The 12,756-nt window shown below is 61.9% G+C and carries 15 protein-coding genes; 1 reads left to right on the plus strand and 14 read right to left on the minus strand.

Translation table 11 applies throughout. The features are described 5' to 3' along the window. Positions 1 to 60 precede the first annotated feature (60 nt). The 8 genes from DDE76_RS01195 to DDE76_RS01230 form a co-directional block, all read right to left on the minus strand. Entirely contained in the window at positions 61 to 879 is an 819-nt protein-coding gene (locus DDE76_RS01195) for an amino acid ABC transporter permease (protein WP_104892416.1), read from the minus strand. A 183-nt stretch (positions 880 to 1,062) separates the two neighbouring features. Beyond that, entirely contained in the window at positions 1,063 to 1,851 is a 789-nt protein-coding gene (locus DDE76_RS01200) for a substrate-binding periplasmic protein (RefSeq protein ID WP_104892417.1), read from the minus strand. A gap of 69 nt (positions 1,852 to 1,920) precedes the next feature. Further along, entirely contained in the window at positions 1,921 to 2,289 is a 369-nt protein-coding gene (locus DDE76_RS20115) for a YegP family protein (protein WP_104892418.1), read from the minus strand. 67 nt (positions 2,290 to 2,356) lie between these two features. Further along, positions 2,357 to 2,650 carry an Rdx family protein gene (locus DDE76_RS01210; protein ID WP_104892419.1) on the minus strand — a complete coding sequence of 98 codons (294 nt, stop codon included), beginning with the start codon at positions 2,648 to 2,650 and terminating at the stop codon, positions 2,357 to 2,359. After that, positions 2,647 to 3,105, minus strand: a complete 459-nt coding sequence (locus tag DDE76_RS01215) for a Crp/Fnr family transcriptional regulator (protein WP_157955611.1) — start codon at positions 3,103 to 3,105, stop codon at positions 2,647 to 2,649. Before DDE76_RS01215 ends, DDE76_RS01210 begins: the two co-directional genes overlap by 4 nt. Before the next feature lie 133 nt (positions 3,106 to 3,238). After that, positions 3,239 to 3,871 carry a DUF1236 domain-containing protein gene (locus DDE76_RS01220; protein WP_158672386.1) on the minus strand — a complete coding sequence of 211 codons (633 nt, stop codon included), beginning with the start codon at positions 3,869 to 3,871 and terminating at the stop codon, positions 3,239 to 3,241. Positions 3,872 to 4,028: 157 nt separating this feature from the next. Then, positions 4,029 to 4,526, minus strand: coding sequence for a glutathione peroxidase (locus DDE76_RS01225; RefSeq protein WP_104892422.1), 498 nt, complete (start codon positions 4,524 to 4,526; stop codon positions 4,029 to 4,031). A 64-nt stretch (positions 4,527 to 4,590) separates the two neighbouring features. Continuing rightward, positions 4,591 to 4,992 (minus strand): VOC family protein, encoded by a 402-nt coding sequence (locus DDE76_RS01230; protein ID WP_104892423.1) that lies wholly within the window; start codon positions 4,990 to 4,992, stop codon positions 4,591 to 4,593. Positions 4,993 to 5,068: 76 nt separating this feature from the next. Here DDE76_RS01230 and DDE76_RS01235 point away from each other — a divergent pair, with 76 nt between their 5' ends. Next, positions 5,069 to 5,653, plus strand: a complete 585-nt coding sequence (locus DDE76_RS01235) for a TetR/AcrR family transcriptional regulator (protein ID WP_104892424.1) — start codon at positions 5,069 to 5,071, stop codon at positions 5,651 to 5,653. A 159-nt stretch (positions 5,654 to 5,812) separates the two neighbouring features. Here DDE76_RS01235 and DDE76_RS01240 read toward each other — a convergent pair whose 3' ends face one another. From DDE76_RS01240 to hydA, 6 genes are all read right to left on the minus strand, one after another. Further along, a complete protein-coding gene (locus DDE76_RS01240) occupies positions 5,813 to 6,709 on the minus strand; it encodes a hypothetical protein (RefSeq protein WP_157955612.1) in 897 nt (298 codons plus the stop codon). Between the two features lie 230 nt (positions 6,710 to 6,939). Next, positions 6,940 to 7,917 carry an ABC transporter substrate-binding protein gene (locus tag DDE76_RS01245; RefSeq protein ID WP_104892426.1) on the minus strand — a complete coding sequence of 326 codons (978 nt, stop codon included), beginning with the start codon at positions 7,915 to 7,917 and terminating at the stop codon, positions 6,940 to 6,942. A gap of 20 nt (positions 7,918 to 7,937) precedes the next feature. After that, complete coding sequence (locus tag DDE76_RS01250; protein ID WP_104892427.1) at positions 7,938 to 9,050, minus strand: ABC transporter permease; 1,113 nt, start codon at positions 9,048 to 9,050, stop codon at positions 7,938 to 7,940. Further along, the gene (locus tag DDE76_RS01255; protein ID WP_245891756.1) at positions 9,047 to 9,931 is read right to left on the minus strand and encodes an ABC transporter permease; all 885 of its coding nucleotides are present in this window, start codon (positions 9,929 to 9,931) and stop codon (positions 9,047 to 9,049) included. The genes DDE76_RS01250 and DDE76_RS01255 overlap by 4 nt, the downstream gene beginning before the upstream one ends. Before the next feature lie 356 nt (positions 9,932 to 10,287). Beyond that, entirely contained in the window at positions 10,288 to 11,076 is a 789-nt protein-coding gene (locus DDE76_RS01260; RefSeq protein ID WP_104892429.1) for an ABC transporter ATP-binding protein, read from the minus strand. Positions 11,077 to 11,253: 177 nt separating this feature from the next. Further along, the gene (gene hydA, locus DDE76_RS01265; RefSeq protein ID WP_104892430.1) at positions 11,254 to 12,705 is read right to left on the minus strand and encodes a dihydropyrimidinase; all 1,452 of its coding nucleotides are present in this window, start codon (positions 12,703 to 12,705) and stop codon (positions 11,254 to 11,256) included. Positions 12,706 to 12,756 lie beyond the last annotated feature (51 nt).

A 12,756-nucleotide genomic window follows, 5' to 3' on the forward strand; every position in this document is an offset into this window, starting at 1 on the left:
CCGTGAGACCAGATCAAGATGGTGGGTCGCAATGTCCCGCGCAAGATGACCGAGCAATTGCTATCGCGCCACCCGTCCGTCCATCACCTTTTCCAGCCAGCGCACCAGCAGGGAAAGCGATATGGTCATGGTGAGGTAGAGAAAGGCGACGACATTGTAGGTCTCGAAGAACAGGAAGCTCGAACTGGCCGAGAGCTTGCCCAATTGGGTGATGTCCTGCACGCCGAGCGCCGAGACAAGGGCGCTGTCCTTGACCATGGAGACGAAATCATTGCCCAGCGGGGGCAGAATAGTGCGCAGGGCCTGGGGGAAGATGATATGGCGGAAGCAATGCCAGCGGCTCAACCCCAATGAGCGGGCCGCCTCGATCTGACCGCGCCCCACCGCCTCGATGCCGGCGCGGAAGATTTCGGCGATGAAGGCGGAATAGCACACGGTCAGCGCGAAGATGGCACGCCAGACAAAGTCGAAGCCGCGTACCGTGGCCGGGGCCAGAAGACCCCAATCGATCAGCGGGGCGAAGACCCAGTTGAAGCCGGCCACCATGGCAGGCGCCGCGACAAAGGCAACGTAGAACAGAAACACCAGAATGGGGATGCCGCGAATGATCTCGACATAGAATGTCGCGACCTCGCGCAGCACCCGATTGCCCGAAGTGCGTGCCAGGGCGATCAGCAGGCCCAGCGCGGTGGCGGCGACAAAGGCCAGGATGGTGACCCAGAGCGTTGTCAGCACACCGCCCGAGAGGGTGCGGAAGATCGAAGCATAGGTGCCGTTGGTGGTGATGGCCCACAGGCCCAGCACGAAAAGCAGGCCGATGGCCAAAAGCCACCAGGGCATGCGCGAAAGGATGGAGGGGCGGCGGGGCTGGTAGGTCATGGGGTGTACTGGACTTTTGGCGCCAGAGGCGGTGGGTGGTCCTGAACCCCACCCTTGATCCCTCCCCACAAGGGGGAGGGAGACGATGAACACGGAACCCAGGCCTGCGCCTCCCTCCCCTCAATGCGGAAGGATTGAGGGTGCGGAGGAGCCGCCAGCATGGGGATATGTCGGTAACGCGTCCTATTCCGCTGCGTATTCGAAGAACCAGTAATTGATGCGTTCGTCGAGCCAGCCTTCGTCGCGAAGCTGGGCGAGGGCCGCGTTGACGGGTTCGACCAGGTCCGAGCCGGGGGTGAGGATGAAGCCGAAGGGGTCGGACTTGATGGCTTCGCCCGCCTGCTTGAACGAACCCGGATCGGCGCCGATATAGCCGGCCGAGGCGGCCTGGTCGGCGATCACCGCATCGACGTCGCCCGATTTGACGGCCTGTACGGCGGCGCCGAAGCTGTCGAAGGTCTTGACCCGCGGATTGGCTTCGTCGCCATCGAGCACATCATAGATGGCGGTGTAGAACGACGAGGTGCCGGCCTGGGCACCGAACAGGAGATCGGTGTTTTCGGCAAAGCTTTGCGGCCCTGTAATGCGCTCTTCATCGGCGCGGACGAGGAAATATTGCTCGACGGTGATGAAGGGATCGGTGAAGTCGATCTGTTCTTCACGCTCCGCGGTGATGGTGATGCCGTCGGCACCGATGTCGAACTGGCCGGTGCGCACGCTTTCGATCATCACGTCCCAGGCCGTCAGATCCCATTCGACCGTTGCATTCAGGCGCCTGGCGACCTCGTTGATGACATCATATTCCAGCCCGATGCCCTCTCCGTCAGGACCGGCGAAGTTGAGCGGATAATAGGCGTTTTCGGTGACCGCCTGGATGACCCGGCCCTCAAGATCGGGGAGGTCCTGGGCGGCGGCCGGCAGGGCGAAGGCAGCCAGCGCGGCGCCGGCCATCAGAAGTGAAGTGATACGCATAGTGTTGGCATCTCCCGGACAGGTTTCGCCGGGAGACTAATGCAAGCGGCCCGGCTTTGGGAATGGGCGTCAGGCCTGGTCGTTGACCTCGGCGCCGGGACCGTTGGTCTTGAGCGATTCAATGGCGTTCTTGGCCGAGGCCTTGGAGGCGTAGGTTTCGGTGCGGGCCATGGTCTCGCCATTGGCGGCGACGAAGCGCACGAAATGCTGGCCGTCCTTGGATTCAACGATCTCGAAGCGATAGCCAGAGCCCTCTTCACCCTTGGACAGGTCGACCGTGATGGCATCGGGCGCGTTCTTCTTGAGCGAGTCGATACCGTTCTGGGCGCTGGCCTTCTGCTTGTAGTTCTCCGACCAGAAGATCTTTTCGGAATTGTAGGAAAAGTCGAACTTGAACTGATCGTTGGCGGCAGAAGTGATGTTGAACTTATGTGCCATGACGCAGGCCTCCCAAGCTGGCAGTGATGGGCAGAGACTAACCTACTGAGAGGAATTGGAAAGCCTCTTAGTCTTTCAGACCCGCCCGATCGAGATGGCCCAGATCGCGGCCCGGATCGATGCGGTCGCGCACCATCTGCTTGAGGACCCGGCTATCGGGGAAGCCGCCATCGCGCTTGCGCTCCCAGATCAGCTCACCATCGAGATGGATCTCGAAAATGCCGCCAGTGCCAGGAACAAGCGCGACCTGGCCAAGCTCGGTGCCGAAGGTGGAGAGCAGTTCCTGGGCCAACCAGCCGGACCGCAACAGCCAGTTGCACTGGGTGCAATAGGCAATGGTGATGGCCGGGCCGCTGCTCATTTACCGCTTTTGCCGGCCTCGGCCGGATCGACCAGGGTGGAAAGAATCTGATCGACCAGATCGAGATCCTGCCGCTTGCCGGCCGCCTGCTGTTGCAGGTCCACGAGATAGGAGGTGGTGTAATAGAGCCGCCGCGCCAGCATGGTGGCGATATGCAGGCTCATTTCCGGGTGGGCCTCGAGAAAGGTCAGTGCATCGGGAATTTCATAAGCCCGCACCTCGGAGAGGGCCTTGACCGTGGCGGAGTGCGGCATGTCGAGCAGGACCGCCATTTCCCCGAAGATCGAGCCGGGCTCGTCGACATGGGTGACCTGGGTGCGCTCGCGGATGACCTCAACCTGCCCATCGATGAGCACCAGCAGTTTGCCCAGCCGTTCGCCTTCGGGCAGCATGATCTGGCCGGACTTGAACCGGATTTCTGCAAGTTCACTGCAATAGTCGAGAATATCGGCCATTGGCCCCGCCTCCAATGTCTGCCGGACCCCGCCGTCCGGTTGGTCAGTCGTGGCGAAATCTAAAGCATTGGCCGGACAAAGCAAAGCCGCCCGAACAGATGTCCGGGCGGCCAGTGACTTGCGGTAGATGGACTTACTGGATCCACACAATGGTGCGCGAGCTGCTGTCGACAAGGGCCGGGCGGCCATCGACATAGACATAGCCATAATAGGGGTCTTCGGGCACGGGGGTGATGGTTGCCGTGTCGGGCAGGACATAGCCCACCACCACGTCGCCTTCGGCATTGACCGGCTCGACCGGGTTGGCAATGGCGAAATCGGCGGCCGACTGGTTCACCACATAGCCGGGCGACTGCACCAGCGTGTTGGTGTTGAGGTCAACGATCCAGACGCGGCCATTGGCATAGAAATAGCCATGATCCGGATCACCCTCAACCGGATAGATGGTCACGCCGGCGGGCACGGTGGTGCCGACATCAAGCGAACCTTCGATCACTACCGGCTCAACCGGGTTGGTGCCGGCATATTCGATGGTGGAGGTTTCGATGCCGGCTTCGGCACCGATCACCGCGCCGGCAAAGCCGCCGACCACCGCGCCGATGGGGCCACCAGCCAGAAAGCCCAGCGTTGCGCCACCGGCAGCGCCGCCGGTTGCGCCGATGGTAGCGCCGGCTTCAGCATCGACAACACCGGCATCCTGCGCCATGGCGGGCAGCGACAGGCCAAGCGAAATCACGGCCACGGAGGCCAGAAGGGTCTTTTTCATTTTTGTCATTCCTTTCGTGCGGCGGTCCAAGGACCGCCTCTTTCAAGGGGAGCTGCCTGGGGAAGGCTGGCTCATTTCCGCCCCTTGCCCAACAAACGGGGGCGCCCTGGATGCGTTCCGCGTGGATAGGAATGTGATGAGGTGTGTGGCCGATCGGTTACAGCAGCTTCTCGATGGCCGGGGCGATCTCGGCCGGTTCAGTGGTGGGGGCAAAGCGATCAACCACCTTGCCGTCCCGGTCGAGCAGGAACTTGGTGAAGTTCCACTTGATGGCTTCGATGCCCAGGACGCCCGGGGCGGCGGCGGTCAGCCAGTCGAACAGGGGATGGGCGGCGTCGCCATTGACCTCGATACGCTCGAACATGGGGAAGCTGACGCCGAAATTGAGCGCACAGAATTGCGCGATCTCCTCGCTGCTGCCCGGCTCCTGCGCGCCGAACTGGTTGCAGGGGAAGCCGAGAATGACCAGGCCCCGATGCTTGAACTGCTGATAGAGCGCTTCGAGGCCCTCATATTGCGGGGTAAAGCCGCATTGGCTGGCCACATTGACGATCAGCACCACCTGACCGGCAAATGCGGAGAGGTCTTGCGGCGTGCCGTCGAGGCGATTGGCGGAAAAATCGGCAAGGGTCTTATTGGCAACGGACTTGGTCATGACAATGGCTCTGGGAAGGGATCACCCCAGAGCTATGGTGATCGGGCCGCCGGCGCAAGGGTGGTCAGCCCTGTGCGGCGAGCCAGTCCGGGTCGGGGTCGATGGGCGTGATGACATCGAGCAGGATGCCATTGGGATCGGCGGCGATGAAATGGCGCTGGCCGAACACCTCGTCGCGCAGCGGCTGGACGATGGAAACACCGGCCTGTTCGAGCCGCCCTGCGTCTGCCGCGGCGTCTTGCACCTCGAAGCTGAGGATCAGATTGGCGGTGGGATGGCGTCCCTGGGGCGGGATGGTCTCATGGTCAAAGGCGATCACGGCCAGCTCATTGCCCGTGGCACCACCACGCAATTGCACATACCAATCGCTCTCAAAGACCGGCTCGAAGCCGAAATGCTCCTGATAGAAGCGGCTGGTCGCGGCCACATCCCGGACATGGAGCAGAGGATAAAGCGTGTTGAACATTGATCGTCTCCCTGAATTGGCTTTATCATAACAAACACGCAGCATGTTTGATTGATAGATGCAGGATGTATGAAAGATGGATGTCAGAAGACGTCAGGAGGATCGTCGGACTGCCACGCGCCGGGCCCTGGTCGCAGCCGCTCGAACGCTGTTTGCGCAAAAGGGCTATGCGGCGACCAGCACGCCGGAAATCGTCAAGGCAGCCGGGGTGACGCGTGGCGCGCTCTACCATCATTTTGCGGACAAGCAGGCGCTGTTTGCCGCCGTGGTGGAAGAGGAGCACGCGGTTCTGGCGCTGACCATCCACCAGGCGGCCGAGGGCGGCGAAGACGAGCCCGGCCCGGTCAAGGCGCTGATCCGGGGCGGCGAGGGGTTCCTGGCCGCCATGCAGGACGAAGGGCGCCGCCGCCTGCTGATCGTGGACGCGCCGGCCGTGCTGGGGCGCGCGGCGGTCGATGAGATCGATGCGCGGCATGGCCTGCGCACGCTGGTTGAGGGGGTCGGTACAGCCATTGAAGCGGGCGCTATCAAGGACCTTCCGCCCCTGCCGCTGGCGCATCTGCTCAGCGCCATGTTCGACCGGGCGTCGCTGGCGCCTGCAGACGAGATCAATGACTATCGCAAGGTGATGAAGGCGCTCATCCGTGGGCTGAAGAAGTGACCACCATCCTCACCCGCAAAAGAAAAGCGGGGATCGCTCCCCGCTTTTTTTGCCTTCCGGTCAGAAGACCAGGAAGATGATGATGATCAGCCAGATCGGCACACCGAGCAGCCAGAGGGCAAGTCCCTTGAACATCGCTAGTCTCCTTTTCCTGCGCGCCTAGAACCGACGGAAGACGTCAGCAAAGACGGTGTTGTTGTCGCGGTGATTGCCACCCTTCTGTGCAGCCCAATAGGCGCCGATGGCCGAGACCAGCGACGAGGCCGCCAGCAGGAATGCTGCAAGGATGGCCGTGTTGCGGGCAACACGCGCTGCTTCCACCGCTTCGACACGCGCCGCTTCGACATTGGCGATGACGCTATCGACACGCGCTTCGGCCTCGGCAGGCGGCAGGCCGGTATTGGCGGCCACCACATTGGCGAGATAGGTGCGGTCCTCGGCGGCAACCGTGCCGTCACCCAAAGCGGCTTGGGCAAAGATGCGGCCGGCTTCGTCGCGGGCCATGCCCGGATCAACCGGCGTATCGGCGCGGAACAGGGTATCGATGAAATAGGCATTGGGGTCGAGCCCGTCCGCTGCACCTTCCGAGACATTGGAAGCGGCCGTGGTGGCGGTGGCAATGGTGGTGCCCACGGCACTGCCCACTGCGCCAATGCCACCGACGGCCAGAATGGCACCGATGATCATGGCACCGCCCCAGACCAGCAGGCCATGAGCGCCGTCACGCATATCGCTTTCGTCCTCGGTGGCGTCGAAATTGCGCGCCCGCAGGCGACCCGTGAGATAGCCGCCGGCCATGAAGGAGGAGATCTGGACCCAGAGGAACCAGCTTGCCGCGCCAATGCCGATCAGAATGGCCGGGGCGCCCTCACGGGCATTGAAGTCGATGAAGTTGAGGCCAATGGCCGAGCCGAAGCTGATCAGCACCAGCGAGATGGCCGAGGCCAACACGATCCCGGCGAAGATGGCCGGCCAATCGACATAGCTGCGTTCGGCCTGGTCCCTGGTGATTTCTGTTTCAACGACGGCAACGCCGGGCGGTGTGTCCATGCTCATGTCTGTGTCCTCCCGTTCTGGCTCAAGCCAGGCCGATGAAGGACAGGATAGCCATGACAATCACGACAAGGCCGACGAGATAAATGATGGAGTTCATGGGGGAAAACCCTCTTGTTGAAAGACGCGAGTGGTCAAACAACTGTGAGGGGGGTGGTTTTGTTCCGAATGGGGCAGAATGACGGCGGGCGGGGATTGCTCCCCGCCCGCTCCATTCACTCGGTAAGCGCTGCTTACTTCAGGGCGTCGGTGACGACGGTCGTGTAGGCGCCTTCCGGAGTTGCGGTGATGATTTCCTGGTCGAGCAGGGCCTGCACCGTGCGCTCATAGGTGTCCATGTCGAGGGCCGGGTCGGTGGCATCGACAAGCTTGGAAACCTCGCCGGTCATATAGAGCTGGTGCTCATATTCGGCGGCACCGGTATCGTCCATTTCAACCACGATCTCGGCGGCTTCTTCCGGGTTTTCCAGGGCATAGGCCCAGCCCTTCATCGAGGCCTTCACAAAGCGTGTATAGGCGTCGACCTTGGCCGGATCCTCCAGCGTGTCTTCCATGACATAGAGACCGTCTTCAAGCAGGTCATTGCCCATGTCGGTATAGTTGAAGATGGTCAGATTATCCGGGCCGTAGCCGGCATCGAGCGCCTGACCATATTCGTTATAGGTCATGACCGAGATGCAGTCGGCCTGGCCCTGGATCATGGGCTGGATATCAAAGCTCTGCTGCAGCACCGTGACGCCGCCTTCCGAGCCATCAGTGGGGATGCCTTCCTTGTTCATCCAGGCAAAGAAGGGATATTCATTGCCAAAGAACCAGACGCCCAGGGTATGGCCGGGGAAATCAGCGACTTCGGTGATGCCGGTTTCCTCGGGGCAGATCATCATCAGGCCCGAGCGCTTGAAGGGCTGGGCGATATTGACCAGGGGCACACCCGATTCACGGGCGGCCATGCCGGCGGCCATCCAGGTGACGATGATATCGGCGCCACCGCCGGCGATCACCTGTTCGGGGGCGATATTGGGGCCGCCGGGCAGGATGGTGACGTCGAGATTTTCTTCGTCATAAAAGCCCTTGGATTCAGCGACCAGATAGCCGGCGAACTGGGCCTGCGTGACCCATTTCAATTGCAGGGTCAGCGCGTCCTGCGCGAAGGCGGTGCTGGCCGAAAGCGCCAAGGCGCCTGCAACGAGACCTCCGATAAACTTTTTCATGTTGTCGTTCCCTTTTCCCTTTACGTCCGTCCACCACGGACAGACGGATGCCAGAAGGTGACGCCCCTTTCGATGAGGGCGATCACCCCGTAGAAGGCGGACCCCGCGACCGCCGCAACAGCGATCTCCGCCCAGACCAGGTCGATGGCGAGACGCCCCACCCCGGTCGAAATCCGGAAGCCCATTCCCACAATGGGCGTTCCGAAGAATTCCGCTACGATTGCGCCGATCAAGGCCAGAGTCGAGTTGATCTTGAGGGCGTTGAATATGAAGGGGCCCGCAGCGGGGAGCCGTAGCTTCATAAGGGTTTGCCAATAGTTGGCGGCATAGGTGTGCATGAGGTCGCGCTCGATGGCAGAGGCGGCGTTGAGCCCGGCCACGGTATTGACCAGCATGGGGAAGAAGGTCATGGCGACCACGACCGCAGCCTTACTCTGCCAGTCAAAGCCGAACCACATGACCATGATGGGCGCGATGCCGATAATGGGCAGCGCCGACATGAAATTGCCGATGGGCATGACGCCGGCCTTGAGGAAGGGCGAGCGGTCGACGGCAATGGCGACGATGAGCCCCGCCAGACAGCCCATGGCATAGCCGGGCAGTACCGATTTGATGAAGGTCTGCACGAAATCGGCCCAGAGCGTGGGCACTTCGGCGGTCATGCGCGCCCAGATCGCCGAGGGCGGCGGCAGCAGCACCGGCGGTACGTTGGCGCCGCGGGTGATGACTTCCCAGGCGACCAGCAAAGCAAGGCCGAAAATGATCGGGATGACCAGACCCGTGCCGGTTTCGGGCAATTGGCCCTGGCGGATGGCGGCCGACAGGCGTTCGACAAACAACCAGGCAAACGCCCAGCTCGCCACCAGCGCCCACCAGAAATGGGCCGGCATGGCGCCCTCGGCGGGCAGCGCCAGGATCAGCGCCACGGCGCCGAACAGCATAAGCGCGCCGTCGAACCAGAGGCTGAACGGCAGCGCCAGCCGGACCAGCGACGCCGCGCCGAGTGCAAAATAGAGGGTCAGCAACGGGGCGGTGCCAAAACTGGAAAAGCCGAACCCCAGGCCCAGAAGCGCGGCGCCGCCGGCCAGGAGGGCCAGTGCCAATTGCATGGCCGTCAGGCCGGTGCGGTTCATGCCCGTGCTCCCATGCGCGTATTGACCCATTTCTCAGCCGAGCCAACAATGGCAACGAGGACTGCCGCAAGGCCCGCCGCGATGAACAGGGCCGCCCAGATCTGCACCGTCTGGCCGTTATAGGAGCCGGTGAGGAGGCGCACTCCCAAGCCCCCGCCCGAGGCATTGGACAGTTCGGCGACGACGGCACCGATCAGCGAAATGGCAATGCCCACTTTCATCGAGGCAAAGAGGAGGGGCATGGCGGCGGGCCAGCGCAATTTCCAGAACACCTGCCAGCCATTGGCATCATAGGTGCGCATGAGATCAAGCTGGATGGCCTCGGGCGAGCGCAGCCCCTTGACCATGCCGACCACGACCGGGAAGAAGCTCAGATACATCGAGATCAGCGCCTTGGGCACCAGCCCGGTCAGCCCGACCGAACCCAGGCCCACCACCACCATGGGCGCGATGGCCAGAATGGGAATGGTCTGGCTGGCGATGATCCAGGGCATCAGCGAGCGGTCCGACGCATCATTGTGAATGATGGCCACCGCCAGCGCCACGCCCAGAACCGTGCCGAAAGCAAAGCCGAGCAGGGTTGCCGAAAGGGTGATCCAAGCGTGATAGGCGAGCGAACGGCGCGAGGTGATTTCGAGCGCCACCGTGGCATTCCAGATTTCGGCAATCACCTGATGCGGCGCGGGCAGCACCGGCTTGTCCTGCGCCCAGGTCTGGGCGGCAAACTCGGTAAAGGGCACATCGACCAGGTCCGCGCGCGCATTGAGCCGCTCCTGCCATGGTGCGTTCATCCAAATTGCAGCGGCATACCAGATCGCGAGGATAGCGAGGAGAATGGTGAGGACGGGGAGGATGCGACCGCTCGCCAGCTTCTTGAACACGGACGGGCGTTCCCCAACAATTCTTGTGCTCTCGGTTTCTACTAGCCAGCGCCGACAGACCAAGTACACGGCAACGAGAAACGCCAAGGCGGCTATGAAGGGAAGTACGTAGTAATCCGGAAGATGGCCCGCCCCGGCAGCGTCGAAAAGCTGGGCCAAAAACCCAAAGAAAATCAACGCAAAACCGATCGTGTTGTCGAACTTCTTGGCAACCTGATCTTTCACAATCTCGGAGCTAAAATCCCACCTCGCAGTCGCCAGCCGATGTATGGACTTGTCACTGGCGATGAGCGTGAACACCGCTACCACCAACGCGCCCAAAACCGTGGACACCAACCCAACGACCTGCAAGCCGTTCATTGGTTCCCCTCGTCATAGCTATGCCCAGCCCGCAGGCCCTCGCGGACGCGTGCAGCTATGGCCAGAAATTCCGGCGTTTCGCGGATGTCGAGGGGGCGTTCCTTGGGTAGGGTCGATTCAATGATGTCGGTGACCCGGCCGGGGCGCGGCGACATGACCACGATGCGGGTGGAGAGATAGACCGCCTCGGGGATGGAGTGGGTGACGAAACAGATGGTCTTTTCCGTGCGGGCCCAGAGCTTCAAGAGCTCGGAATTGAGGTGATCGCGGACGATTTCATCGAGCGCGCCGAAGGGTTCGTCCATCAAGAGCAGATCGGCGTCAAAGCTTAGCGCGCGGGCGATGGAGGCGCGCTGCTGCATGCCGCCGGAAAGCTGCCAGGGATATTTTTTCTCGAAGCCCGACAGGTTTACCAGTTCCATGGTGCGCTTGATGCGCTCGGCCTGTTCCTGTGCCGAATGCCCCATGATCTCGAGCGGCAGGGCGATGTTCTTTTCGATGGTGCGCCAGGGATAGAGCGCGGCCGCCTGGAACACATAGCCATAGGCCCGGTTGCGGCGGGCTTCCTCGGGGCTCAGGCCGTTCACCGTCAAGCTGCCCGAAGTGGGCTTTTCGAGATCGGCAATGGTGCGCAGAAACGTGGTCTTGCCGCAGCCCGAAGGGCCGATGAACGAGACGAAATCGCCCTTCTCAATGGTGAGATTAACATCGGACAGCGCAACGATATCGCCATCGCCAGTGGGGAAAGTGAGGCCGAGGTTCTGGGCGGAGACGACGGTGGTCATATTAGTCCTTCACGACAATCGTCACGCCCAACTCACGCTCTACGATCTCTTTGACGGCCATAATGCCGCCAGCGCTTTTCTCGATAGCAGAGCGGAGCTTCTGATCGTGGCCCGGAAGAAAGTCCCCAGACCGAGGCTCTCCTCCGCAGCCGCATAGGCAAGGCTTCGCCACCATCCTCAAACCCCCGTCGCCGGAATGCCAGTGCGTTCCACCTTGCGGGGGGCGACGATGTCCTTCCACTGGCTGAGCGCGCGGTTCACAGGGTTTTTTGCCTCGCGGGCGACGAACTTGCCATGACCCGGCTCGGCCTTGACCTCGCTTTCGACGATGGAGACCTTGCCGCGGCTCAAGACGAAGCGTGGCAGACCCGTCACTTCGAAGCCTTCAAACACATTGTAGTCGATCACCGATTGCTGGTTGCCGGCCGAAATGGTCTTGCTTCGCTTGGGGTCCCAGACCACGAGATCGGCATCGGCGCCGACCATGACCGCACCCTTTTTGGGGTAAAGGTTGAGGATCTTGGCGATATTGGTCGAGGTGACGGCAACGAATTCATTGGGCGTGAGGCGCCCGGTGTTGACCCCGGCCGTCCAGAGTACCGGCAGGCGATCTTCGAGGCCGCCCGTGCCGTTGGGGATTTTCGAGAAATTACCGACGCCGAAACGCTTCTGATCGGTGGTAAAGGCGCAGTGGTCGGTGGCGACGCAGGAGAGCGAGCCCGCCTGCAGCCCGGCCCAGAGCGAATCCTGATGCTGCTTGTTGCGGAAGGGCGGGGACATGACCCGGCGGGCAGCATGGTCCCAATCTGGGTTGAAATATTCGCTCTCGTCCAGCGTCAGATGCTGGATCAGCGGCTCGCCATAGACCCGCATGCCCTTTTGCCGGGCGCGGCGGATGGCTTCATGGGCCTGTTCGCAGCTTGTGTGCACCACATAGAGCGGCACCCCGGCCATGTCGGCCAGCATGATGGCGCGATTGGTGGCTTCGCCTTCGACTTCGGGGGGGCGGGAATAGGCATGGCCTTCGGGGCCATTATTGCCTTCGGCGAGCAGTTTTGCGGTCATCGCGGCAACCACATCGCCGTTCTCGGCATGGACCAGAGGCAGCGCGCCGAGCGCGGCGCAGCGCTGGAACGAAGCGAACATCTCGTCGTCGTTCACCATCAGCGCGCCCTTATAGGCCATGAAATGCTTGAACGAGGTGATGCCGCGGTCGACCACCTCGGCCATTTCATTGAACACCTGCTCGCCCCACCAGGTGATGGCCATGTGGAAGGAATAATCCGTTGAGGCTTTGCCCGACTTGTTGTCCCACATTTTGAGGGCCTCAAGCAGGCTCTGGTCCGGATTGGGCAGGCAGAAATCGACCACCATGGTGGTGCCGCCCGCCAGCGCCGCCCGCGTGCCGCTCTCGAAATCATCGGCCGAATAGGTGCCCATGAAGGGCATTTCGAGATGGGTATGCGGGTCGATGCCCCCCGGCATGATCAGGCAGCCAGTGGCGTCCAGGGTCTCGTCGCCCGAAAGGTTCTTGCCGATCTCGACAATGGTGCCGCCCTCGATCTTCACATCGGCTTCGTAGCTGAGATCGGCGGTGACGATGGTGCCGTTCTTGATGACTGTGCTCATAATGCGTTCCCTTGTCTTTTGGTGTCACACCCTGCCTGCGCCTTCTCCTGA

The organism is Devosia indica (assembly GCF_003056405.1).
GTDB lineage: Bacteria > Pseudomonadota > Alphaproteobacteria > Rhizobiales > Devosiaceae > Devosia > Devosia indica.

What these genes read in the sequence shown, in the direction of transcription:
- DDE76_RS01195 (WP_104892416.1), bottom strand. Translation starts at nt 879, where the DNA reads ATGACCTACCAGCCCCGCCGCCCCTCCATCCTTTCGCGCATGCCCTGG.
- DDE76_RS01200 (WP_104892417.1), bottom strand. Translation starts at nt 1,851, where the DNA reads ATGCGTATCACTTCACTTCTGATGGCCGGCGCCGCGCTGGCTGCCTTC.
- DDE76_RS20115 (WP_104892418.1), bottom strand. Translation starts at nt 2,289, where the DNA reads ATGGCACATAAGTTCAACATCACTTCTGCCGCCAACGATCAGTTCAAG.
- DDE76_RS01210 (WP_104892419.1), bottom strand. Translation starts at nt 2,650, where the DNA reads ATGAGCAGCGGCCCGGCCATCACCATTGCCTATTGCACCCAGTGCAAC.
- DDE76_RS01215 (WP_157955611.1), bottom strand. Translation starts at nt 3,105, where the DNA reads ATGGCCGATATTCTCGACTATTGCAGTGAACTTGCAGAAATCCGGTTC.
- DDE76_RS01220 (WP_158672386.1), bottom strand. Translation starts at nt 3,871, where the DNA reads ATGAAAAAGACCCTTCTGGCCTCCGTGGCCGTGATTTCGCTTGGCCTG.
- DDE76_RS01225 (WP_104892422.1), bottom strand. Translation starts at nt 4,526, where the DNA reads ATGACCAAGTCCGTTGCCAATAAGACCCTTGCCGATTTTTCCGCCAAT.
- DDE76_RS01230 (WP_104892423.1), bottom strand. Translation starts at nt 4,992, where the DNA reads ATGTTCAACACGCTTTATCCTCTGCTCCATGTCCGGGATGTGGCCGCG.
- DDE76_RS01235 (WP_104892424.1), top strand. Translation starts at nt 5,069, where the DNA reads ATGGATGTCAGAAGACGTCAGGAGGATCGTCGGACTGCCACGCGCCGG.
- DDE76_RS01240 (WP_157955612.1), bottom strand. Translation starts at nt 6,709, where the DNA reads ATGAGCATGGACACACCGCCCGGCGTTGCCGTCGTTGAAACAGAAATC.
- DDE76_RS01245 (WP_104892426.1), bottom strand. Translation starts at nt 7,917, where the DNA reads ATGAAAAAGTTTATCGGAGGTCTCGTTGCAGGCGCCTTGGCGCTTTCG.
- DDE76_RS01250 (WP_104892427.1), bottom strand. Translation starts at nt 9,050, where the DNA reads ATGAACCGCACCGGCCTGACGGCCATGCAATTGGCACTGGCCCTCCTG.
- DDE76_RS01260 (WP_104892429.1), bottom strand. Translation starts at nt 11,076, where the DNA reads ATGACCACCGTCGTCTCCGCCCAGAACCTCGGCCTCACTTTCCCCACT.
- hydA (WP_104892430.1), bottom strand. Translation starts at nt 12,705, where the DNA reads ATGAGCACAGTCATCAAGAACGGCACCATCGTCACCGCCGATCTCAGC.